At 75.3% G+C, this 22,539-nt stretch carries 17 protein-coding genes; 10 read left to right on the forward strand and 7 right to left on the reverse strand.

Going from position 1 to position 22,539, the window contains the following annotated elements; genetic code table 11:
• Nucleotides 1–71: 71 nt before the first annotated feature.
• From Q5530_RS11885 to Q5530_RS11895, 3 genes are read left to right on the forward strand one after another with little or no spacing between them, the layout of a single operon-like run.
• A complete protein-coding gene (locus Q5530_RS11885) occupies nt 72–1,766 on the forward strand; it encodes a TOMM precursor leader peptide-binding protein (RefSeq protein WP_415362225.1) in 1,695 nt (564 codons plus the stop codon).
• The gene (locus Q5530_RS11890; RefSeq protein WP_415362226.1) at nt 1,763–2,911 is read left to right on the forward strand and encodes a hypothetical protein; all 1,149 of its coding nucleotides are present in this window, start codon (nt 1,763–1,765) and stop codon (nt 2,909–2,911) included. Before Q5530_RS11885 ends, Q5530_RS11890 begins: the two co-directional genes overlap by 4 nt.
• A complete protein-coding gene (locus Q5530_RS11895; protein ID WP_415362227.1) occupies nt 2,908–4,620 on the forward strand; it encodes a thiopeptide-type bacteriocin biosynthesis protein in 1,713 nt (570 codons plus the stop codon). The genes Q5530_RS11890 and Q5530_RS11895 overlap by 4 nt, the downstream gene beginning before the upstream one ends.
• Nucleotides 4,621–4,665: 45 nt before the next feature.
• On the opposite strand, the gene Q5530_RS11900 is transcribed toward Q5530_RS11895, so the two are convergent.
• From Q5530_RS11900 to Q5530_RS11910, 3 genes are all read right to left on the reverse strand, one after another.
• Complete coding sequence (locus tag Q5530_RS11900) at nt 4,666–5,871, reverse strand: hypothetical protein (protein WP_415362228.1); 1,206 nt, start codon at nt 5,869–5,871, stop codon at nt 4,666–4,668.
• A gap of 75 nt (nt 5,872–5,946) precedes the next feature.
• The gene (locus Q5530_RS11905; protein WP_415362229.1) at nt 5,947–8,058 is read right to left on the reverse strand and encodes a putative bifunctional diguanylate cyclase/phosphodiesterase; all 2,112 of its coding nucleotides are present in this window, start codon (nt 8,056–8,058) and stop codon (nt 5,947–5,949) included.
• Nucleotides 8,059–8,194: 136 nt separating this feature from the next.
• Nucleotides 8,195–9,010, reverse strand: a complete 816-nt coding sequence (locus Q5530_RS11910) for an SAM-dependent methyltransferase (protein WP_415362230.1) — start codon at nt 9,008–9,010, stop codon at nt 8,195–8,197.
• A gap of 246 nt (nt 9,011–9,256) precedes the next feature.
• On the opposite strand from Q5530_RS11910, the gene Q5530_RS11915 reads away from it, so the two are divergent.
• The 4 genes from Q5530_RS11915 (at nt 9,257) to Q5530_RS11930 (ending at nt 14,103) form a co-directional block, all read left to right on the forward strand.
• Nucleotides 9,257–10,258, forward strand: a complete 1,002-nt coding sequence (locus tag Q5530_RS11915) for an alpha/beta hydrolase (RefSeq protein ID WP_415362231.1) — start codon at nt 9,257–9,259, stop codon at nt 10,256–10,258.
• Nucleotides 10,259–10,457: 199 nt separating this feature from the next.
• On the forward strand, nt 10,458–12,473 hold the full coding sequence (locus Q5530_RS11920; RefSeq protein ID WP_415362232.1) for a cellulose binding domain-containing protein: 2,016 nt from the start codon (nt 10,458–10,460) through the stop codon (nt 12,471–12,473).
• 203 nt (nt 12,474–12,676) lie between these two features.
• On the forward strand, nt 12,677–13,741 hold the full coding sequence (locus tag Q5530_RS11925; protein WP_415362233.1) for a serine hydrolase domain-containing protein: 1,065 nt from the start codon (nt 12,677–12,679) through the stop codon (nt 13,739–13,741).
• Nucleotides 13,738–14,103, forward strand: a complete 366-nt coding sequence (locus Q5530_RS11930) for an aminoglycoside adenylyltransferase domain-containing protein (RefSeq protein WP_415362234.1) — start codon at nt 13,738–13,740, stop codon at nt 14,101–14,103. The genes Q5530_RS11925 and Q5530_RS11930 overlap by 4 nt, the downstream gene beginning before the upstream one ends.
• A gap of 15 nt (nt 14,104–14,118) precedes the next feature.
• Here Q5530_RS11930 and Q5530_RS11935 read toward each other — a convergent pair whose 3' ends face one another.
• Both Q5530_RS11935 and Q5530_RS11940 read right to left on the reverse strand, forming a co-directional pair.
• On the reverse strand, nt 14,119–15,591 hold the full coding sequence (locus Q5530_RS11935; RefSeq protein ID WP_415362235.1) for a class I adenylate-forming enzyme family protein: 1,473 nt from the start codon (nt 15,589–15,591) through the stop codon (nt 14,119–14,121).
• A gap of 70 nt (nt 15,592–15,661) precedes the next feature.
• A complete protein-coding gene (locus Q5530_RS11940; RefSeq protein WP_415362236.1) occupies nt 15,662–17,506 on the reverse strand; it encodes a glycosyltransferase in 1,845 nt (614 codons plus the stop codon).
• Nucleotides 17,507–17,851: 345 nt separating this feature from the next.
• Between Q5530_RS11940 and Q5530_RS11945 the strand changes: the two genes are divergently transcribed.
• Nucleotides 17,852–18,652 (forward strand): alpha/beta fold hydrolase, encoded by an 801-nt coding sequence (locus Q5530_RS11945; RefSeq protein ID WP_415362237.1) that lies wholly within the window; start codon nt 17,852–17,854, stop codon nt 18,650–18,652.
• Here the strand turns inward: Q5530_RS11945 and Q5530_RS11950 are convergent.
• Nucleotides 18,636–19,424, reverse strand: a complete 789-nt coding sequence (locus tag Q5530_RS11950; protein ID WP_415362238.1) for an MOSC domain-containing protein — start codon at nt 19,422–19,424, stop codon at nt 18,636–18,638. The genes Q5530_RS11945 and Q5530_RS11950 overlap by 17 nt on opposite strands.
• 140 nt (nt 19,425–19,564) lie before the next feature.
• On the opposite strand from Q5530_RS11950, the gene Q5530_RS11955 reads away from it, so the two are divergent.
• Nucleotides 19,565–20,086: an OsmC family protein gene (locus Q5530_RS11955; RefSeq protein WP_415362239.1), complete on the forward strand. Its 522-nt coding sequence runs from the start codon at nt 19,565–19,567 to the stop codon at nt 20,084–20,086.
• Nucleotides 20,087–20,397: 311 nt separating this feature from the next.
• Entirely contained in the window at nt 20,398–21,075 is a 678-nt protein-coding gene (locus Q5530_RS11960) for a glycoside hydrolase family 11 protein (protein WP_415362240.1), read from the forward strand.
• Between the two features lie 95 nt (nt 21,076–21,170).
• Here the strand turns inward: Q5530_RS11960 and Q5530_RS11965 are convergent, their stop codons facing one another.
• Entirely contained in the window at nt 21,171–22,511 is a 1,341-nt protein-coding gene (locus Q5530_RS11965; RefSeq protein ID WP_415362241.1) for an amidase, read from the reverse strand.
• Nucleotides 22,512–22,539: the final 28 nt, after the last annotated feature.

A 22,539-nucleotide genomic window follows, 5' to 3' on the forward strand; every position in this document is an offset into this window, starting at 1 on the left:
CGGTGAACCCGACTCCAACCACCCCCACACCCCACCGGCCTGGCGACCTCGCCGCACCGGGGGGCGACCCGGTGAGGGTGTTGGAGCTGGTCGACTACACGATCGACGACCTGGACCGGGTCGGCGCGGACGGCCCCGTGCTGCCGGTGCGGTTCGACGGCGCCCTGGTCCTGGTCGGACCGGTGGTCGGCGGTGCCGGCGGCGGCGTGTGCGTGCGGTGCGCGGAGGACGCCCGCCTGGCCGCGCTCGGCGCGTCGGCCCCGCGCGGCGACGGGCGGCTGCGGCTGGGCGGCCTCGCCTCCCCCGCGCTGCGCCCCCTGCTGGCGGCGCTGGTGGACCGCGTGCTGGCCGACCCGGACGCACACCGCGACCGGGTCCTGGCGCTGCGGACCGACCTCGCCACCCTGGGCGAGCACCGGGTGCGCCCCCGGCCCGGCGGCTGCCCGACGTGCGGCCCGCTGCCCGAGGACTCGCCGGGCACCGCCGAGGTGGTCCGCGCGCCCGTCCCGGCCGTCCCCGGCACGCTGCGCGGCCCCAACCCGCGCACCGGCGGCGACGCCCTGCACCGCGAGCTGTTCGACCTGCGGCACGGCCCGGTGGGCGGCATGTACCGCATCGGTGACCTGACGGTGGCGGCGGTGAGCGCCGAACTGGTCGGCGGGCAGGCCGGGTTCGGCCGCACCGCCGACTACGCCGAGGCCGAGCGCGTCGCGCTGTACGAGGCGGTGGAGCGGCACGCGGGCCTGCGGCCCCGGCGCGTCACCACGGTGCTGGAGGCGTCGTACGCCGAACTCGGGGACCGCGCGCTCGACCCCGCCCGCCTGGGCCTGCCCGACCACGCGTCGCCGCACGTGGCGCCGTACCACCCGGACGCGCGGACCCGCTGGGTGCACGGCTGGTCCTACACCCGCGGCCGGCCGGTGGCGGTGCCCGAGCACGTGGCCTACTGGGGCCCGGCCGAGGGGCCGCGGTTCGTCGACGAGACGTCCAACGGCTGCGGCACCGGCAACAGCCTCGCCGAGGCCGTGCTGCACGGGCTGTTCGAGGTCGCGGAGCGGGACGCGTTCCTCATGGCCTGGTACGGCCGCGTGCGGCTGCCGCGCCTGCGCGTGCGCGACGAGGTCACCACGCACCTCGCGGACCGGCTGGAGCAGCTCGGCTACCGCCTGGAGCTCTACGACGCCACCAACGACCTGGGCGTGCCCGCCGTGCTCTCGCTGGCCCGCTGCACCGCGCCGAGGCCGCGCCTGCCCCGGGCGTTCTTCGCCGCGGGCGCCGGGCTCGACCCGGACGCGGCGATGCGCTCGGCGGCGGCCGAGGTGGTGATGGACGTGGAGGCCGGGGCCAAGCGCTACCGCGCCGAGCCCGGGGACTTCGACCCGGACCGGCTGCGGCGGCTGCTGCGCGACCCGAGGCTGGTCCGCACCATGGACGACCACGTCAACGTCAACGGCCTGCCGGAGGCCGTCGAGCGGTACGACTTCCTCGTGCCCGGCCCGGAGGTGGACCCCGTGGTCCCCGACGTGCCGCGCGAGGACCTGGACGCGGTGCTGGAGCACCACGTGCGCCGGTGGGCGGCGCTGGACCTGGAGGTGATCGCGGTCGACCAGAGCGACCCGGTGGTGCGCGACCGGCTCGGCCTGCACTCGGCGAAGGTGATCGTGCCCGGCACCGTGCCGATGACCTTCGGCGAGCTGAACCGGCGCACGCGCGGCCTCCCCCGGCTGCGCTTGGCCGGTCCCCCGCTGCCCCACCCGTTCCCGTGAACCCGGACGACGTGAACCCGGACGCCACGCCCCGGGACGCCGCGCTGGCCGCCGCCTACGCCCACGGGCCCGGCCGGCTCGTCGAGCCCGGGGCGTCACCGCGAGCCGGGTCGACGCCGGGACCACGCGTCCCCCTGACCGCGCTGGCCGCGCACAGCCGCTTCGGCGCGGCACTGGCGCACCTGCTGACCGACGTGGCCACCCCGCTGCGCTGGGAACCGTGGAACCAGTACAACGACCACCGCGCCCACCCCTCCGCGCGGGCCGCAGTCACCGTCGACCTGGTGCTGGCGGTCGGGTCGCGGCGGTGGCCGCTGGACCCCGTGCGCCGGGCCCTGGTCGGGGACGAACCGCCCGCGCCCGACGGCGCGGCACGGGTCGAGCTGGTCCGCCGCCGCGACCGCCTCTCCCCCGGCTACCGCGAGTTCGGCGACGTGCTCACCGAGCTGGAGGTGGGGCACGTGGCCGCGGCGCTCGTCGAGCACGCGGCCCGCCTGGGCCTGCGGGCCCGCGCCACCGGCACGACCGTCACCGTGACCTCGGACCGGGAGACCGGCGACCCGGCCGCACCCCTCCCGCGCCGCAGCTCGGGGGTCGGGCCGCGCGGCATCGCGGCCGATCCCCGACCGCTGCCCGCGAGCGCGCTGCACGCCGTGGTCGAGGCGGTCAACGACCCGCCGGCCGGCTCGCCGGTGCGCGACGACCTGCGGCACCGGCTGGCCGTGCGCAACGTGGCGGGCGTCGAGGACGGCTGGTACGCCGTGTCGGGCGGGTTGCGGCTGGTCGAGCCCGGACCGGCGGTGGCCCGGCTCCAGCCGGTGTTCGGGCACCCGCCCGGCACCCTCCACGTCGCCTCGGTGAACCTCGCCCTGGTCACGACCGGCGACCCGGCCGCCGCGGTGGCCGCCGACGGACCCGACGGCTACCGGGCGCTGCTGCGCGCGGCGGGCGCGACCGCCCAGCACGTGTGCGCGGCCGCCGCCGGCGCGGGCGCGTTCTGCCGCCCGGCGCGCAGCACCGACGACGGCCCGCTGGAGGCCCTGGCCGGCGCGCCCGCGTCGCACGCGCTGCTCTACCTGCTCGTGGCCGGCCGCTCGCGCGGCACGGGCTTCACCTACGACCTCACCCCGTTGGAGACGCGATGACCTGGACCGGCCTGCACGTGCGGCTGTCCTGGGCGGTCGAGCACGTGGACGCCTTCGTCGCCGACGCGCTCGCCCCGGCGATGGCCGAGCACCGCGCGGCGGGACGCGTGACCGACTGGTTCTACGTCCGGTACTGGCGGACCGGCCCGCACCTGCGCCTGCGGCTGCGCGACGCCCGGGTGGACCTGACCGGGCAGCTGCGCGAGCTGGTGGCGCGGGCCGACCACCCCCGGCTCGACCTGGACCCCGCCGCGTTCTACGCCGCCGCGGGCGCGGCCGAGGGCGAGTGGCTACCGCACGGCGACGTGCGCGAGGCGCCCTACGAGCCGGAAGTGGAGCGGTACGGCGGGCCGGCGGCGCTGCCGGTCGCCGAGGAGGTGTTCTGCCGCAGCACCGACGTGGCGGTGGCCGTGCTGCGGTCCACCCGCGCGCCCGGCGCGAAGTTCACCGCGGCCGTGGAGCTGGTGATGGCCACGACGACCGCGCTGGGGCTGGACCGGTTGGGGGCGGCGGCGTGGCTGCGGTCCCTGGCGACGGGCTGGCGGCAGGCGCGCGAGCCCGTCGCCCCGCCGGGCCTCGGCTCCCACGTGGCCGCCCGGACGCTGCACGACGCGCGGGCGGCCCTCCTCGCCGCCCGCTGGGACCGGCTCGGCACGCACGCCACGGGCGCGGTCGCGTACTGGGCGGAGCAGGTGCGGGCGGACCTGCCGCGCTACGCCTGGGCCTCCCAGCTGCACATGCTGTTCAACCGCCTGGGCCTGAACCCCGAGGAGGAGCGCACCGCCTGCCGGCTGGTGGCGATGACGGCCGAGGCCCCGGACGGGCCCACGCCGTTCCACGAGGACGGCGCGACCGCGCCCGACCGGCGCTACCTGGCCGCCGCGAGGTTCCACCCCGGGGTGCCGGACCAGGGCCCCCGCGAGGTCGGGTACGCCCCGCCGCCACGACCGCCGTGGTGGCCGGAGGTGGCGCTGCCCGACGCCGCGCCCGTGCCGGGCTCGCTGGTCGACGCGCTGCTGACCCGGCGCACCGCGCGCGGCCCGGAGCCGGCCGGGCAGCTCGACTCCAGCCCGCTCGACGCCGGGCAGCTCAACGACAGCCCGCTCAACGACAGCCCGCCCGACGCCGACCCACTCGACGCCGGCTCACTCGACGCCGGCCCACTCTACGCCGACCCGCTCGACGCCGGCTCACTCGACGCCAGGCAGCTGGCGACGCTGCTGTGGACCGCGCAGGGCGCCCTGGCCGACGGGCGCAGGCCCTACCCGAGCGCGGGCGCGCGGCACAGCGCGCGGCTGCGCGTGGTGGCCCTGCGGGTGTCCGGGCTGGAGCCGGGGGTGTACGACGTGGACGAGGCGCGGCGGGTGCTGGTCCGCGTCGCGCCCGCACCGCCCACCGGGGACCTGGGCGCGACCTCCATGTGGTTCGGCCACGGGGACGGCCGGGTCGACCCGGCCACCACGCCCGCCGTGCTCGGGCTCTACGCGCGGATCGGCGCGCTGCGCGCGGCCTACGGCCTGCGGGCGCTGCGGCTGGCGTTCACCGAGGCCGGGCACCTGGCGCAGAACCTCGCGCTGGTCGCCGCGTCGTCCAGGCTCTCCCTGGGGCTGTTCGGCGGTTTCTACGACGACCTGGCGCACGACGTGCTGTGCCTGGACGGCGTGGACGACGTGCTGGTCTACCTGATGCCCCTCGGTCCCAACCCGTGAAGGCAGGGCCCGCATCGACCGACCGCCCGGTCCACGCCCGCCCGGTCAGAGCCTGCCGGTCGGGCGGCGCCCGGCCGCCAGCTCCGCCACCTGCTCGTCGGTGAACGGCGGGTCGAGCAGGTCGCCGCGCTGGGCGTGGCACCGGAACATGTCCGCGATGAAGTGCATCCGGTCGGGTAGGTCGGCCCAGTCCCGCGCGGCGGTGTCGAGCAGGCTGTTCGCGGTCGGGTCGACGGTCGCGAGCAGCGCGAGCAGCTCGGGGTCGGCCGGCTCCGCGAGCAGCGGCGGGAACCGGGCGGGCAGGTCCTCGCCCAGGTCCAGCAGCTCACCGCCGGGCAGCGCCAGCGTCATCAGGTGCGCGGTGACGGTCCGGCGGGCCAGCGTGCGGACGTGGGCGGCCAGCCGGTCGACGGCCACGCGCACCGGGTCGCGCCTGCCGATCACGGTCAGGAACGCCAGGCGCAGCCACCGGAGCACCCGGTTGTCCGGGAGGACCAGGTCGAGCAGGCGGCGTTCGAGCTCGCGCGGGTCGACCACGGGCGCCTCCAGCGCGGCGGCGATCTCCGGTTGCAGCCGCGTCTGCTCGTGCAGGCCGATCTCGACGTTGGCCAGGAGCAGCAGCTCGGCCCGCCGCTTCGGGTCGTCGGTGGTCATCGCCCGGTGGTAGCGGGTGAACGCCTGCCTCAGGTAGCGCTGGCCCTCGGGCGGCTCGCCGGGGCGCAGGGCGTCGAGGAACTCGGCCACCCGCCGCTCGTCGGCGGTCCCGTCGCCGTCGAACAGGGCCAGGAAGCGGGCGAACTCGCGGGCGACCTCCGCGAAGACCTTCAGGTTCCCGCGCGCCGAGGCTTCGCTGACGGCGTCGAGCCGCGCGGTCGCCGCGGCGGTCCGGCGCACCAGCCGCGCGGCGTGGTCGAGGGCCTGCCGGGGCACGGCGCGCCGCAGGCCGCCGACCACCAGCCCCACGGCGGCGGACGCCTCGGGCGAGGACTCCAGCAGCCGCTCCAGCGTCCGCTCCAGGTCCTCCTGCCGGATGGTCTGCCCGACCTGCTTGGACGCCCACACCGCGAACGTGCACCAGTTGGCGGACCCGCCGGTGCGGTCGGCCAGCGCCCGGGACAGCTCGTGGTAGCAGTGGGTGATCAGGAGGTTGCGCACGACGGGGTCGGCGTGGGCGGCGATGCCGTCGACCCCGGGCACCGAGGGCGGGACGCGACCGCCGAGCCGGTGCGCGTCCGCGGTGGGCTGACTCATGACACCGACCTCTCCGTCCGGGCTGCAACCACCTCATCGTCGCGGCGACGTGGAATGTGACAGCGACCGGGGAACTCAGCCGGCGCGGATCGCCGACGTCAGCGCGTGCGGCGCGCGGTCCTCCCCGTACAGCGGGCCCGTGGCGGTCGTCGCGCCCGCCGCGCGCCACCAGGCGGCCTGCTCGGGCGTCGTCACGCCGTCCACCACCACCTCGGCGCCCGCGCCCGCCACCGGGGACACCAGGTGCGCCAGGTGGTCGTCGCCGCCCGCCGGCTGCCGGGCCGCGACGCGGCGCGCCACGCGGACCCGGCGGATCGGCAGGTCCGCCACCGCGGCCAGGTCGTCGGGCCCCAGGCCGAAGTCGTCGAGGGAGGTGCCGACGCCCAGTTCCGCCAGGACGGTGAGGTTGTCCACCGCGTCGGGCTCGGTCAGCACGCCGACCGGCACCCCGACCTCCAGCCGGTCGGCGGGCAGGCCCGTGCCGCCCAGCACGCGCCGCACCCGGCGGACCAGGTCGGCGTCGCAGCACTGGTGGCGGGTCAGCGGCACGTGCAGGGTGCCCGCGAAGCCCGACTGCCGCCACCAGGCGACCTGGCCGCACGAGGTGGACAGGTGCCACTCGCCGAGGGCGAGGATGAGGCCGGTCCGCTCGGCCAGCGCCACGCACCGGTCGTGCGCCACCTCGCCGCCGTCCGGGAGCTGGTGGCGCAGGCGCGCGGACACGCCGGCGAGCGCGCCGCCCGCCAGCGCCACGACCGGGGTGTAGCGGGCGGTGAAGCGGCCCTCCTCCAGCGCGCCGGGCAGGGACACCGCCAGCCGGTCGGTCTCCCGCTCGACGAGGTCGCGGTCCGGGTCGAACAGCTCCCACTGGCCGCGGCGGTGGGTCCTGGCCCGGCGCAGGGCCTGCTCGGCGGCGCGCAGCACGTCGTCGGGCGAGGCGTCGGCGGGTGGGCGGCGGACCACGCCGACGCTCGCCGTGACGGCCAGGCCGCACCCGTCGAGGTAGACCGGTTCGGACAGCTCGCGGTTCAGCTCGGCCACGGTGGTGCCGACGTCGGGGGTGGTGGCGGTGTTCTCGACCAGGACGGCGAACTCGTCGAAGCCCAGCCGGGCGATCATCGCCTGCTCGCGGGCGAACACGGCCTTGAGCCGCTGCGCCACGTGCACCAGGAGGCGTTCCCCCGCGGCCCGGCCGAGGCCGTTGCACACCAGGCCGAACGCGTCGAGCCCGAGGTGGAGCAGGGTGACGCCGCGGACCGGGTCGGCGCGGCGCAGCGCGCCCTCCAGGTGGGTGGTGAAGAACTGCCGGTTCGGCAGGCCCGTCGACAGGTCGTGCAGGGCCTGGCGGTGTAGTTCGGCCCGGAGCAGCGCCAGCTCGGTGCCGTCCTCGACCACGGCGACGAAGTGGGCGGGCGCCCCGGTCTCGTCGCGCAGCAGCGAGGCGGTGAGGGTGATGCGGGCGGTGTCGCCGTTCTTGCGCAGCAGGCGCTGCGCCTGCCGGATGCGCTCCGGCCCGCCCGTCACCAGGCCGCGGAGGGCCTCGGCCAGGTGCTTCGCCGAGTCGGGGTGGACGAGGTCGAGCAGGGTGCGCCCGGCCAGCTCCCCGGCGGTGTACCCGAGGATGTCGGTGACGGCGGCGTTGGTGCGCGCCAGGCGGCCGTCGAGGTCGACCAGGAGCACGCCGCTGGTGGAGGAGGTGACGACCTCCTCGAACCGCGCCTCGCTCTCCCGCAGGTGCCACCGGACGTCGCGGACCGCCTTGAGCAGCGACGCCTGCACGGCCTCCTGCTGCTCGAACACCGCCCGCCGGTTCGCCGCGAGGAACCCGCACGACAGCGCGCCGAGGCCGAGCACCACGCGCTGCGCGTGCCGCTCGACGGGCTGGAACTCGGGCAGGGCGGGCAGGCCCTTGCCGAGCACCTCCACGGTGACGCGCAGGCCGCCCTCGCCGACGTGGCCGAGCGCGACGAGCCGTTCGCCGACCTCCTCGACCGGGCGAGCGGCGAAGGGCTCGGCGTGCAGCGCCGCGCACAGCACGTCGAGGTGGTGGCGCAGCTCGCGGTCGAGCTCGTCCCGCGTCAGCGGCACGACCACCGCCGCGCCGAACAGGTAGGACCACTTCCGGGCGAGCGGTTCCCGGCCGTCGCCCGACGGCGTCGATCGCGGTGTTCGAGTGGGGTACGGCATTTCCGTCGCCCTGCTGTGGTGTGGGGGAGTCCGCGACAGTTTACCGAGCCCCACCGGCCAAGTCTCGGCCGTCGGGGTGAAAAATGATCACCCGATGAGGTCGACACCGCGGAAATGCCGTGCGGTGGTCCGCTCCTTACGCTTTTCTGCCGACTCCCGCGTACACCAACACGTTCATGTCGGATTCGTCCGCCATGTCCGCGGGTCCACCCGGTCGCCAACCGGCGCAGCCCACCAGGCCCGGTTCGACGAGGTCGAACCCGGCGAACAGGTCGGCGATCTCGGCGCGCGACCGCAGGGTGACCTGGTCGCGGCTCCTGCTGCGGCGGATCACGTCGGTCGCCTCGGACAGCTCCTCGCCCTGCTCGTCGGCCGTCACGTGGGTCATGGCGAACCAGCTGCCGGGCGCGAGCGCGTCCCGGTAGCGGGCGACCAGGCCCGCCGGGTCGTCCTCGTCCGGCACCCAGTGCAGCACCAGCAGCATCAGCAGGCCGACCGGTTCGTCCAGGTCGAGCAGCCGGCGGACCCGCCGGTCGGCGAGGATGCCCGCCGGGTCGCGCAGGTCGGCGGGCACGACGTCCACCCGGTCGTTCCCGACCAGGATCAGCTCGCTGTGCGCCACGGCCACGGGGTCGCGGTCGACGTAGAGGACGCGGCACTCCGGCGCCCGCGCCTGGGCCACCTCGTGGACGTTGCCGACGGTCGGGATGCCCGAGCCGATGTCGAGGAACTGGCGCACGCCCCGCGCCACCAGGTGGCGCACGACCCGCGCCAGGAAGGCCCGGTTCACCCGCGCCGCCGCGCGCAGGCCGGGCATGGCCGCCTCGATCCGCTCACCCACGGCGCGGTCGGCGGCGAAGTTGTGCGCGCCGCCCAGCAGGTAGTCGTAGGTGCGGGAAATGCTGGGCACGGAAATGTCCACGTCCGGGGGGACCCATTCGCCTCGCTGCATTTCGGGCACACCTGCTTCACTTCCCGGGCCGTCGAACTTAACGGTTCGCCGAAGAAAAAGTGGTGATTCTGCTTCTTCCGAGTGAAGCAACCCACCCGATCGGGCACTGTCGACCTGTGCCAAACGGGTCCTATCGTGGGACTCTCCCCTTTCCGACGGGAATTCCCGGGGCGAGCGCGGGTGCTCCGGTGGCACCCGGCCGACCGCCGTTCCCGGGCGCGTCGACTCGATGGAGGTCGTTCACCCGTGCGTTGGTCGCGTGTCCGGTCCGGTGCCGCCGTGCTGCTCGTCGCGGGGGCCTGCCTGTCGCCCACCCCGGCGGGCGCCGAGCCCGTGCCGTGCCGGGAGGTCCGGGTCCCCGTGGCGGTGGCCGGCACCGCCCAGGCCGTGGCCGGGACGCTGTGCGCGCCCGCCGGGTCGACGACCGTGCAGGTGCTCGTCCCCGGCGGCACGTACAACCGCTCGTACTGGGACGTCTCCCACCAACCGGACACCCGGTCCTACCGGCTGGCGATGAACCGGGCCGGCATCGCGACGCTGGCCGTGGACCGGCTGGGCACGGGCCGCAGCTCCAGGCCGCCGAGCGCGCTGGTGACCGCGACGACCCAGGCCGAGGCGGTGCACCAGGTGATCCGCACGCTGCGGCCCCGGTTCTCGCGGGTGGTCGTCGGCGGCCACTCGATCGGCTCGGCGATGGCGCTGGTCGAGGCCGGGCTGCACCGGGACGTGGACGGCGTGCTCGTCACCGGGTTCACGCACCGGATGAACCTGGTGGCCGTGGTCCCGGTGCTGGCCGGCATGGTCCCGGCCGCGCTGGACCCGAAGTTCCTCGGCCGCACCCTCGACCCCGGCTACCTGACCACGGCCGCCGGGACGCGCTTCCGGTCGTTCCACGCGCCGGGACCGGAGGTGCCGGGGGCGGTGGCGCTGGACGAGTCCACGAAGGACGTGTTCTCGGTGGCCGAGGCCGTGGACACGCCGGCGCTGAACAACGTCGTGGTCCCGTTCACCCGGCTGGTCGAGGCGCCGGTGCTGGTCGTCGTGGGCGAGGACAACCACTTCTGCGGGCCGCCGCTGGGCAGCGACTGCTCGTCGGCCGAGGCGCTGCGCGCGTCCGAGGCACCGTTCTTCTCCCCCGCCGCGCGGCTGGAGGCCCACGTGCTGCCCGGGTACGGGCACTCGATCAACTACGCCCCGAACGCCCCGGACTTCCACCGGGTCGTGGTGGCGTGGACGACGGGGTTGTGAGCGCGGCCCGGGACCCCTGATCCCCTGTTCGACGGGGTTCGACCAAGGTTCGACAGGACCGTTGGGCGGAGTGGACGCCGCGCCCGTACGCCACCCGTACGCAGCCTTCGGCGGTGGTGCGGTGGGAATTGACAAGGTCACCACCGCACCGCAGAGTTTGGGAGCGCTCCCAGCCATCACCGTCGATGAGGAACCGCCCATGAGACCGCGTCTCGTCGTGCTGCCCGCGCTCGCCGCGCTGGTGGCAGCCCAGGCCCTGGTGGTCACCGGCCCCGCGGCCCAGGCCGACCCGGACGTCACCGTCACGGTCAACACCCGAGCCGGGTTGGAGGTGGTGCACGAGGCCGCGATCGGCGTGAACCACGCCATCTGGGACACCCACCTCGGCAGCGACGCCGTCGCCGACCTGCTCAAGGACGCCGGGGTCAAGGCCATGCGCTACCCCGGCGGGTCCTATTCGGACATCTACCACTGGGAGGACCACACCGCGCCCGGCGGCTACGTGGCGCCCAACACCGACTTCGACACCTTCATGGGCGGCGTGCGGCGCGCGGGCGGGCAGGCCGTCGTCACCGCCAACTACGGCACCGGCACGCCCGAGGAGGCCGCGGCCTGGGTGCGCTACGCCAACGTGGAGAAGGGCTACGGCGTCCGGTACTGGGAGATCGGCAACGAGAACTACGGCAACGGCCACTACGGCTCCGGTTGGGAGGCCGACCACCACCCGGACAAGAGCCCGGCCTACTACGCCACCCTCGTCCGCGACTACGCCACGGCCATGAAGGCCGTCGACCCGACCATCAAGGTCGGCGCGGTCCTGACCACCCCGGGCGAGTGGCCGGACGGCATCACCGCGGCGGGCGACACCGGGTCGTGGAACGAGGTCGTGCTGTCCATCGCCGGTCCGGTGGTCGACTTCGGCATCGTCCACTGGTACCCGAGCGGCGACACCGCCGCGCAGGTGCTGGCCAAGACCGACCGGGTGGTGGACCAGATCGCCCTGGTGCGCGAGCAGTCGCGCCGCCTGGCGGGCAAGGACCTGGGCATCGCGCTGACCGAGGTGAACACCTCCTACGGCCGCAACACCCAGCCGGGCGCGCTGTTCGCCGCCGACGCCTACGCCACCATGCTGGGCCAGGGCGTGTTCAGCGTCGACTGGTGGAACGTCCACAACGGCATCGGCCAGGTCCGGGAGATCGCGGGCCACCCCGACTACGACGACTACGGCCTGCTCTCCAGCGGCAACTGCGCCGCCGACGGCACGACCTGCCAGCCCGCGCTGAACACCCCGTTCGCGCCGTACCACGCGATCTCCATGGTGTCCCGCTTCGCCCGTCCGGGCGACCAGCTCGTCACGGCCGCGTCGAGCGACCCGCTGGTGCGCGCCCACGCGGCCCGGCGACCCGACGGCGGCCTGGCCGTGATGCTGGTCAACCAGGACCCCGGGACCGCCAAGACCGTGGGCCTGCGGTTCGCGGGCTACACCGCCGCCGGCCAGGCGACCGTGCTGACCTTCGCCAACGGCGACACCGGCATCGCCACCACCGCGGGCCCGTCGTCCTCGGCCACCCTGCCGCCGTACTCGATCACCACCCTGGTGCTCGAGCCCTCCGGCGCGGTCACCCGGCCGGCCACCCCCGCCCGCCCGGTCGCCGGGGCGGTCACCGACCGCACGGCCGCCCTGTCCTGGCCCGCCCCGCCCGCCGGGGTGAAGTACGAGGTGCACCGGGTCGTCGGCGCGCACACCGAGCAGTGGGGCGAGACCACCGGCACCGGCTTCACCGCGGCCAACCTCTCCCCCGGCACCGAGTACACGGTCACCCTGGTGGCCAGGGACAACGCGGGCCGGGTGTCGTGGTCGTCGCCGCCGCTGACCTTCGCCACCGGCACCCCCGCCACCTCGTCGTGCGCGGTGAGCTACCGGGAGACCACCAACTGGGGCAACGGTTTCGTGGCCGACCTGGAGATCACCAACACCGGCACGAGGCCGGTGGAGGCGTGGACGCTGACCTACACCTGGCCGACCTCCTGGCAGCAGGTCGCCAACGGCTGGAACGCCACCTGGGCGCAGACCGGTGACCGGGTGACGGTCACCGGCGGTGCGGCGCTGGCCCCGGGCGCGTCGACCACGGCCGGGTTCGTGGGCAACTACCAGGGCCCGAACGTCCGCCCGCTCAAGTACTTCCTCAACGGGGCCCTCTGCACCACCCGCTGAGGACGCGCGTCGCCCCCTGTCGGCGGCAGGGGGCGACGCGGACGCGGGTCGGCGGCACCGACCCGCAGGCCGTGGCGGGCGGTGGGAGGAGCACTGCCGCCGCCTGAACGCGGACGCGATCCTGTACGTGGTCGACAGCGGTGGAGCCGGGTGAGGAGCCGGGCCCGTGGGAGGACGCACCGGCCATCCGTCACACTGGCCCCATGCGACGTCTGCTCCTGCTGTTGCTGGTGGTGCCACTGCTCGTGGGTTGCGGCACCCCCGAGCCGGACAACCTGACCCTCGAGGAAAGGCAGATGCCGGAGCGGTTCAACGAGTTCCACCAGCGGTTGAAGCAGGAGGGGTTCAGCGGTGTCGCGGAGATCCGCTGGTACGGCGAGAAGCACCTCTCCGAGGCGTACGGCGAGGCCGACCCCGCCACGAGACGCCCCAACACCCTCGACACCCGGTTCCGGATCGGTGAGGCGACCCAGATGTTCACCGCCGTGGCCGTGGTCCTGTTGGCGCGCGGGGGCGAGCTGGAGTTGAGCGACCCGGTGTGCTCGCACCTGCCGACGTGCGTGCCGGAGTGGCAGCCGATCACCGTGGAGCAACTGCTCCTGCACACCTCCGGCATCCCGGACTACGCCGAGGAGGATCCGGCGGTCGTCGGATCCTCCCACCTCGACCTGGTCCGCCACCTGCAGGACCTGCCGCTCGTGCACGACCCGGACTCGCCGTGGCAGCCCGGCAACTCCGGCTACGTGGTCCTGGGCGCGCTGATCGAGCACGTCACCGGCGAGACGTACGGGCAGCACCTCGAACGCGTCCTGTTCGACCCGCTGGGCATGACCTCCACCACGGCCGACTGGGACGCCGTCGACCCGGTCCTGCGCGCCGTCGGTCCCCCGACCGCCGACGTCGCCGCGACCCCGGTCCGGTACGCCGACCGGGCGCTCGTCTCCACCGGGCCGGACCTGGTGCGGTGGGGCGAGTTCCTGATCTCCGGCGACACGGACGTCACGGACATCACGGGCTTCGACCTGTTGGGGAAGAAGGACATCGCGAAGATCGTCACCGACGCCGCCGGCAACGGACAGGGTTACGGCTTCCGCACCACAGGCAGGAGCCTGTCCACGACCATCTGGCAAACCGGTTCGGTGCACGGGTTCCCCGTCTACTTCGGGGTTTCCCGGTTCGACCGGGCAGTCGTCGCCGTGTTGGGCAGCCGACCCGCACCGGACGTCGCCGACCTCGGCCGGACCATGATGACCACCATCACGAAGTGACCCGCACGCCTCCCCCCGGCTGCTCGTGCGATGAGGTCCCCTCCGCCGACGTGGTCCGGACCGGCGTGGCGGGCCTCCCCGACCTGCTCCGGGACCTCCCCGGCGGCACGCGCGACGTCGTGCCGACCCCCGCCCGGGTCCGGACCACCCTCGCCACCGGGGAGGTCGGGTCCCAGGACGCCGCCGCCGGGTGGGCGCTCCCCCGGCCCGCACCCGGGCACCGACCGGTCCTCGCACACGCCCGGCAACTCCACCTCACCCGCCACTGCGGCGAGGAGACCTGGCCCGACGGGCTCAGGGCGCAGGTGCGCCCGCCCGTCGACGCCGGGCCGGCCCGCATCGACGAGCTGAGGCCGCGGTGAAGACCCGGGCCCGCGTCAGCCGATCTCGGCGCGCCACTCCCGCACCACGTGCCGGCGCAGCTTGCCCGAGCCGGTGCGCGGCAGCGCCGGCACGAACACCACCTCGCGCGGCACCTTGTAGGCCGTCAGGTCCCGGCGCACCGAGGCGATCAGCTCCTCCGCCAGCGCGTCGTCCGCCGGCCCGTCGGCGCGAGCCACATCGGCACGCACCACGTAGGCGCGCAACCGGGTCGCCCCGTCCCGGTCTGCGACGGCGCACACCGCCGCCTCCCGCACCAGCGGGTGCCCGACCAGGAGGTGCTCCACCTCCAGCGGGTGGACCTTGATGCCGCCGACGTTCTCGATGTCGTCCAGCCGGCCGGTGACGCGCAGGAAGCCGTCGGCGTCGAGCGAGGCCAGGTCGCCGGTGGCGTACCAGTCCCGGGTGCGCACCGGCGCGCCGTCGTCCCCGGTCCCGAGCGTCACGGTCGGCCCGCGCACCTGGAGCCGGCCCACCACGTCCGGTTCGACCGGATCGCCCCGCTCGTCCACCACGCGCACCTCGCACGGCGGCAGCGCCCGGCCCACCGTGCCCACCCGCCGCGCGGTCGGGGTGTTGGCGGCGAACGCCTGACCGACCTCGGTGGCGCCGATGTTGTTGAGCAGCCGGTCGCCCAGCACCTCCATCAGCCGTTCCTCCAGCGAGGTCGACAGGACCTCGCCGCCGGTGGAGGCGATGCGCAGGCCCGCCAGCCGCTCGCCGCCCGGGTGGGCGATGAGCCGGGCGTAGAACGTCGGCACCGCGAACAGGGCGGTGACGTGGTACTTGTCCACGATCGCCAGCACGTCGTCGACCAGCGGCGGGTCCGGGTTGAGCACCACGCGGCACCCGGCCGTGAGCGGGTAGAGCAGGGAGTTGCCCAGCCCGAAGGAGAAGTACAGCTTCGACACCGAGTGGACCACGTCCCCCGGACCCAGCCCCAGCCCCGCCGAGCCGAACGAGCGGAAGCCGATCGGCGGGTCGCCGTGCAGGTGCGGGCACATCCGGGGCACGCCGGTGGTCCCGGAGGTGAACGTCGCGTACACCTCGTCGTCGAGGGCGCGCGGCACGACCGGCACCGGCCGCGCCCCGGCCAGGTCGGCGAACCCGGTCGTGCGGAACCCGGTCAGGCGCGGCACGTCCTCCGGTCGGCACACGACCAGCGCGGGCCGGGCCGAGCCCACCACCTGGCGCAGCTCGTCGGGGTGCAGCCGGGGGTTGACCGGGACCGCCACCGCGCCCGCGTGCGCGGCGCCCAGGAAGGACAGGACGAAGTCCGTCCCGTCGTCGAGCACGAGCGCGACCCGGTCACCGGGCCGAACGCCCGCCTCGACCAGGCCGCCCGCCACGCGCGCGGCCCCGTCGTACACGGCGGCGTGGGTCAGCAGGGTGCCGTCGACCTCGTAGGCCGGGCGGTCCAGCCACCCGCCGGCGGCGGCTCCGGCGCGCAACGCCTCGACCAGGTTCATCCCACTGCCCTCCTGCTCCGGCCCGCCCGGGGACCCGGGTGGGGGAAGGTCCCGCGCACGCGCGGCGGGGTCACCGCCCCGGTTCCCCGCCCGCGAGCAGCGCCGCGGCCTTCGCCCGCCACTCCTGCACCACGCCGAACAACCCGTCGACCGCGTCCAGGTCCGTCAGCGGCGCGGGTCCGCCACGCAACGCGCCGAGGAAGTCCACGTACGCCCCGCTCACCGGCGGCGCGGCGAGCTCGGCAGCCGGCGCGCCGGCCGTGCCCGTGACCGAAACGCGGCACAGCGGCTCACCCCACCCCACCTCGACCGTCCCCGTGACCCCACCGGACACCACCGCGGCGCGGGCCCGGCCACGGGTCGCCACCACCTCGCGCACCCCGGTCACCGGCGCGCCGAGCACCCGCTCGACCGCGTCCACCACGTCCGGCCCGATTTCGGCGACGACGTCCCGACCCGCGACCTCCGGCCGGTCGAGGCGCACCGCGAAGGAGGTCGGCACCCCGGCCCGCCCCTCGGTGATCGCCTTGCCCAGCGCGGTCAGCTCCGGGTGGTGCGCCAGGGGCAGGTCGACCGCGCACCGGCCGGGAGCCCGCCGCGCGGCCTCGACCAGCAGCGGGAGATCGGCCACGGCATTCTTGTCCAGCAGCACGTGCAGTCCCCGGCGCAGCGCGGTCAGCACCGCGTCGGGATCGGGCGCGAGCACCACCACGCCCTCCGCCGGCACCGTCTCCACCAGCCGGGTCCCGTCGCCCAGCGCCCAGGGCGCGCCGTGCGCGCGGGCGGCCGACAGCCGGGCCCCCAGGTCGGCATCCGCCACGCCGACCACCCGCACGCCGGGCACCGCGGGCACCGCACCCGCGCCCGCGCCGACGAGCACGACCCGCACGTCCGCGGGACCGGCGGTGGCCAGGACCCGGTCGCTGGCGAAGAAGCTGAGGTCGGCCGACGCGGCGGCCGGGTCGGCGAGCACCGACACGCGCGGCCGGTCCAGGTCGGTGTAGTCCTTCTCGACCGGTGCCCACTCCAGGTCCTCGGGCGGGTGCGCGGGTCCGGCGGCGAACAGGTCGGCCCAGCGACCGCGGATCACGCGCATGTGCCGCTTCCAGATCGGCAGCTTGTCGTGGCCGACGTGGTTGAACGTGGTGCCCTCGAAGTGCCGCACCGCGACCGACCCGACGTACCGGATGCGCTCGCCGTCGGCGCGCAGGCGGCAGCACAGGTCGACGTCCTCGCACAGCGAGACCGGGTCGAACGCCTCGTCGAAACCGCCGACCCGCCGGAAGGAGGTGTGCCGGACCATCAGCGCGGCGGTGGGCGCCCAGGTCTGCTCGCGGTGCGCGCGGTGCTCCTCGCCCAGCGGCCGGCCGCGCCCGATCGAACCGATGCGCCCGTCCGCGGTCGAACCACCGCCCGCGCACTGCACCAGCTCCCCCTCGCCCGGGTAGAGCAGCAGGGGCGACACCGCGGCCAGCCCGGGGTCGGCGGCGAGTTCGGCGGCGAGCACCTCGACCACCCCCGGGTCGTCCAGGACCACGTCGTTGTCGAGGAAGAGGAGGAACTCGCCGCGCGCCTCCGCCGCGCCGACGTTGCGGCGCTCGCTGCCGCCGCGGTCGTCCTCGTGGCGCAGCACCACCAGCGGGTGGCCGAGGTCCAGCCCGGCCAGGTGCTCGGCGGTGCCGTCGTCCGACCCGTTGTCCACCACGACGACCTCGACGTCACCGGACGCGCGGGCGAGGGACGCCAGCGCCCGGCGGGTGTACTCCAGGCGGTTCCTGACCAACATGACGACCGAGACCAGACCGGGTACCGGGAACGGGTTCACGCTGCGCCCTCCACCGACGGGGGATCGACCTGACGCGGCACGTCGCCGTGCCGTTCGAGCGCGGGGTCGGGGCGGGTGCCCGCGCGCCACCTCCGCCGCGGCGTCGGGATCGGTCCGACCGGTCGGAGCTCCACGCCACCGGGGTCGTGCGGGGCGGCGCCTTCCGCCTCACCCGCCGCCCGTTCCACTATGGTGGGACCGACAGCGCCGGGGTTCGGCGGTGGCCGTGCGGAAAACCGGTGACCGCAGCCCTCCCGGGAGGGTGAGCTGGATCGTTCCGGCGCTGAGCGTAAGGGCGGTTCACCGCGTGCGCCAGCACCCGAATCGGACTTCCGAAGGGACACCGTGCAGGACGTCGCCGGCACCACCGGTCCCCGGTATAAGCCCTGCCTCCTGCTCGACCGGGACGCGGGGGCGGCCCCCGCCCGGACGGCGTTGTTCTGCCACGCGGCGGGTTTCACCGGCCTGGTGTGGCGGTCCTGCGCGACGCGACTGGCGACACCGCTGCGCGTGGCGGCCCCGGACCTGCGCGGCCACGGCGAGGCGCCGCCCCTGCCCGCGGACGCCGACTGGGGCGTGTTCGCCGACGACGTGCTCGGCGCGGCCGGCGCGCTCGGTCCCGGACCGCTGATCGGCGTGGGCCACTCGCTGGGCGGGACGGCCCTGCTGCTGGCGGAGGCCCGCGCGCCCGGCACGTTCGACCTGCTGGTCTGCTTCGAGCCGATCCTGGCGACCCACGACGACCCCGCCTTCGCCGAGGCCGCCGCCCGGCGGCGCGCGGTGTTCCCCTCGCGCGCCGAGGCGCACGCCCGCTACTCCTCCCGGCCGCCCCTGTCCCTGCTCGCGCCGGAGGTCCTCGACGACTACCTGGACTCCGGCCTGGCCCCCGACCCGGGCGGCGGGGTGCGGCTGCGCTGCGCCCCGGAGGTGGAGGCCCGGCTGTTCCGCACGGCGATCTCCTGCCCGTGGCGGGAAGCGCTGCCGCTGGTGCGGTGCCCGACGGTGTTCCTGCGCGGCGCCGGATCGGTCGTGGTGACCGGGGAGTCGCTCGCGGCGGCCCACGCGGAGCTGCCGGCGGGCCGGTTGCGGGAAGTGCCGGGAATGGACCACCTGGGCCCGCTGGTCCGGCCCGGCGCGTTCGCGCGGGTGCTCGACGGGATCTTCGCGGAGTCCGGCGTGCCGGGACCGGCGGGGCGCGGGGAACACCCCGGCGGGTCGGTCACCGCCACTCGGTGACGGTGACCTCGTCGCCGACCGCGACCTCACCGGGGGTCAGCACGACCGCCTTCAGGCCGAAGCTGACGCCGTCGGGTTCGCGGCGGTAGTCGGCCAGCGTGCGCAACGGCTCGGGGCCCACGCGCACCCCGGCCGACTGGTCCACGAGGGTGACCGCGCAGCGGATGGCCAGCTCGCCGAAGCCGATCTCGGCGCCGCCGACCGCCATCCGGCCCACCCGGTCCTCGGTGTGCGGCTCGGGCCAGCCGTCGATCACGATGTTGGGCCGGAACCGTTCCACGGGCACCGGATCCGCGCCTTTCGCCGCGATCCGCGCGTTCAAACCGTCCAATGAGGACAGCGAGACGACCAGCAGCGCGGTCGGGTCGACCCCGTCGCGGGCCCGGCTCGCCCGAGCCGGCTCGCGCACCAGGCGGACCGGTCGGCCGATCACCCCGGACAGCCACTCCGCCGCCTCGTCGCCCTGGTCGACCCCGGTCCCCGGCCACTTCTCCACGTCGACCGGGCGGACCGGCCCGTCCACCGCCACGTCCAGCACCAGGTCGTCGGCGCCGGGCGCGCTCAGCTCCAGCTTCGCGCCCTCCTCCAGCACCCGGCCCCGGACCACGGCCAGGAGCGGCGCCTCGCCCTGCCAGACGGTCTGCCCCTCCGGCCCGACCACCGCGAACAGCCGGTCGTGGGGCGGTCCGGTCGGGGTGAGCTCGGCGCGGTCCACGGCGACCCGGGCACAGCCCTTGATCGGGTAGGACGCCAACGCGCGCACGGTCGCCACCCGACCAAAGTACCGGCGTGCGGCGGCATAGCACAGGACCACCCGGGGGGTCACCGCTTCCCACGGTGCGGTCGGGGTTCCCCGCGCGCCCCACCGGCGGGATCCTGCTGCCGGGAGCCACTACCACCGGGAGCGAACCGATGACCGCGGAAGTCAGCCACACCCTCAACGACGTCGACATCGAGGCCGTCGGCCGCCTCGTCGAGGCGATCCGCCAGGACGACGCCAAGGCCGCCACCACCTGGGCCGCGCACGTGACGTGGACCGGCGGGTTCCGGTCCGAGGCGCGCGTGCGCGGGTTCGCCCCCACGCACTCCGACGAGCCCGCCGCCCTCGGCGGCGGCGACACCGCGGCCAACCCGGTCGAGCAGCTGCTGAGCGCCCTGGGCAACTGCCTCGCGGTGGGGTACGCGGCCAACGCCACCGCCGCCGGCATCGCCGTCGACCGGCTCACCGTCGACCTCAGGGGCGACGTCGACCTGAGGGTGTTCCTCGGGCTCGCCGAGGGCCACGCCGGGTTCGGCTCGATCACCGCCCGGGTCCGCCTGGACTCCCCCGCGCCGCGGGCGGAGCTGGAGGAGCTGCACCGCCGGGTGGTCGCCACGTCGCCGGTCGGCCACACGCTGCGCAACGCCGTGCCGGTGGAGATCGAGCTGGCCTGAGGTCCGGCGGAGGTCGAGCGGAAAAGGCGGGGGACGCCCTTCCCCGCCTTTTCCGCGCGTCGGGGTACAGCGCGATTTCACCCGACAACGGGGAGAAATCGAGTCCGGTATTTCCTCCGAAAATCCTTGCGGGGACGGTGTTTCGCAAACTTTCGGAAACCGTTGACAACCCAGCGGAGTCGGTTCGATGCTTTGCGCATCGATAGACCTGGATCACCGCGTCGACGCGGGTGGGGTGACCACCGGTCGGTTCCCGAGGTCTATCACGCTGCCCGGTCCGCCGCCGGCCTCAACGAGGAGGAAGCATGCACATGGACGACGCACCCATCCCGCAGATCAGCCGCAGATTGTTCGTGGGTGGTGCCGGCGCCCTGGCACTCGCCACGACCGGGCTGGTGCTGCCGGGCACCGCCCAGGCCCAGACCGTCACGAACAACCAGACCGGTAACCACAACGGTTACTACTACTCGTTCTGGACCGACGCCAACGGAACGGTCTCCATGACCATGGGTTCCGGCGGTCAGTACAGCACCACGTGGCGCAACACCGGCAACTTCGTGGCCGGCAAGGGCTGGAGCAACGGCAGCCGCCGGACCGTGCGCTACTCGGGCAGCTTCAACCCGTCCGGCAACGGCTACCTGTGCCTCTACGGCTGGACGTCGAACCCGCTCGTGGAGTACTACATCGTGGAGAGCTGGGGCAACTACCGGCCCACGGGCACGCACAAGGGCACGGTCACCAGCGACGGCGGCACGTACGACATGTACCAGACGATGCGGTACAACGCCCCGTCCGTCGAGGGCACCAAGACCTTCCCCCAGTTCTGGAGCACCCGGCAGCAGAAGAAGGTCGGCGGGACCATCACCACCGGCAACCACTTCGACGCGTGGTCGCGCGCCGGGATGCGCCTGGGCAACTTCAGCTACTACATGATCATGGCCACCGAGGGGTACCAGAGCAGCGGCAACTCCAACATCACGGTGAGCTGACCGGGAGTCCCCTCCCGGACGAGCGAGCGGGACGAGCTGGACGAGCGCCGTGGCGCGGCGGCGGTGCGGTCGCCGCGCCACGGCGCCGTCGGCCGTCAGCCCACCGGCGGTTCCGCGGTGTGCCAGTCGGTCAGCCCCTCGTACGCGCGGGCCGCCGCGAGGAGCTCCAGGTCCGCCCCGCGCGGGCCGATCCACTGCATCCCCACCGGTAACCCGTTCGCGAACCCCACCGGCTGGCTCACCACGGGCAGGCCGGACAGGCTCAGCGGGATGGTCAGGCTGCCCGCCCGCATCTCCAGCACCGGCAGGTCGACCGGCGTGCACGCGGTGAACGGCACGGTCGGCGACAGGAGCAGCCGCAGCCCGTGCCCGGTGAACAGCGCGTCCCAGGCGCGGCCGATCCGCGCCACCGCGTCCCGGGCCGCCGAGAGCGCCCGCTCGTCCACGCCGCCGCCCACCGCGACCGCGCCGAGGATGGCCGGGTTGTGGTCCAGCAGGCCGCGGGCGGCGCCCGCGCGGTGGGCCGCCGCCACCTCGTGCAGCGCCACGCCCCGGTAGGCCGGGCCGACCAGGTCCATCGCGGGCGCGGTCACCTCGACCAGCCGGGCGCCCGCCCGTCCGAGCAGGCCGATCGCCTCGGCCACCACGTCCCGCACGTCGTCGTCCGACTCGGCCAGCCAGTCGGTCACCACGCCGATCCGCACGCCCGCCAGACCCCGGACGGGGAAGTCCGAGGTGGACGGCAGGCCCGCGAGGCAGCGGAACAGCAGCTCGGTGTCGTCGACCGTCCGCGCGATCGGGCCCACGCGGTCCAGGGTCGGCGAGGCGGGCCACACGCCGTCGTGCGGCACCCGGTCGCCGGTCGGGCGCAGGCCGACCACGCCGCAGAACGCGGCCGGGATGCGGATCGAGCCCCCGGTGTCCGACCCCACCGAGGCCGCGCACTCGCGCGCCGCCACGGCCGCCGCCGACCCGCCGCTGGAACCGCCGGCCACCCGGCGCGGGTCCCACGGGTTGGCGGTCGGCGCGCACGCGATGCCCACCGCGAACTCCTGGGTGGTGTTCTTGCCGAACACCACCGCGCCCGCCTCGCGCAGCCGCCGCACCACCGCCGCGTCCCGCGCCGGGTGGATGTCCGGCCACACCGGGGAGCCGTACCTGGTGGGCATGTCGGCGGTGTCGACGATGTCCTTCACCCCGATCGGCACGCCGTGCAGCGGGCCGCGCCACCGGCCCGCCACCACCTCGGCCGCGGCCCGCTCCGCCTGCCGCCGCACGAGTTCCGGGTCCAGGTGCGCGAAGGCGCGCACGACCGGCTCGGCCCGCTCGGCGCGCTCCAGGAACGCCTCGGCCAGCTCCACGGGCGACAGCTCGGCCGACGCCACCGCGTGGGCCAGCTCGCGGACGGACCACGAGGTGATCGGGCGATCGGCCATGGTGCGGATCTCCTCTGGCGAGCAGGAC

The sequence above is a fragment of the Saccharothrix sp. BKS2 genome, assembly GCF_047689505.1.
GTDB classification, from domain to species: Bacteria; Actinomycetota; Actinomycetes; order Mycobacteriales; family Pseudonocardiaceae; genus Actinosynnema; species Actinosynnema lopnurensis.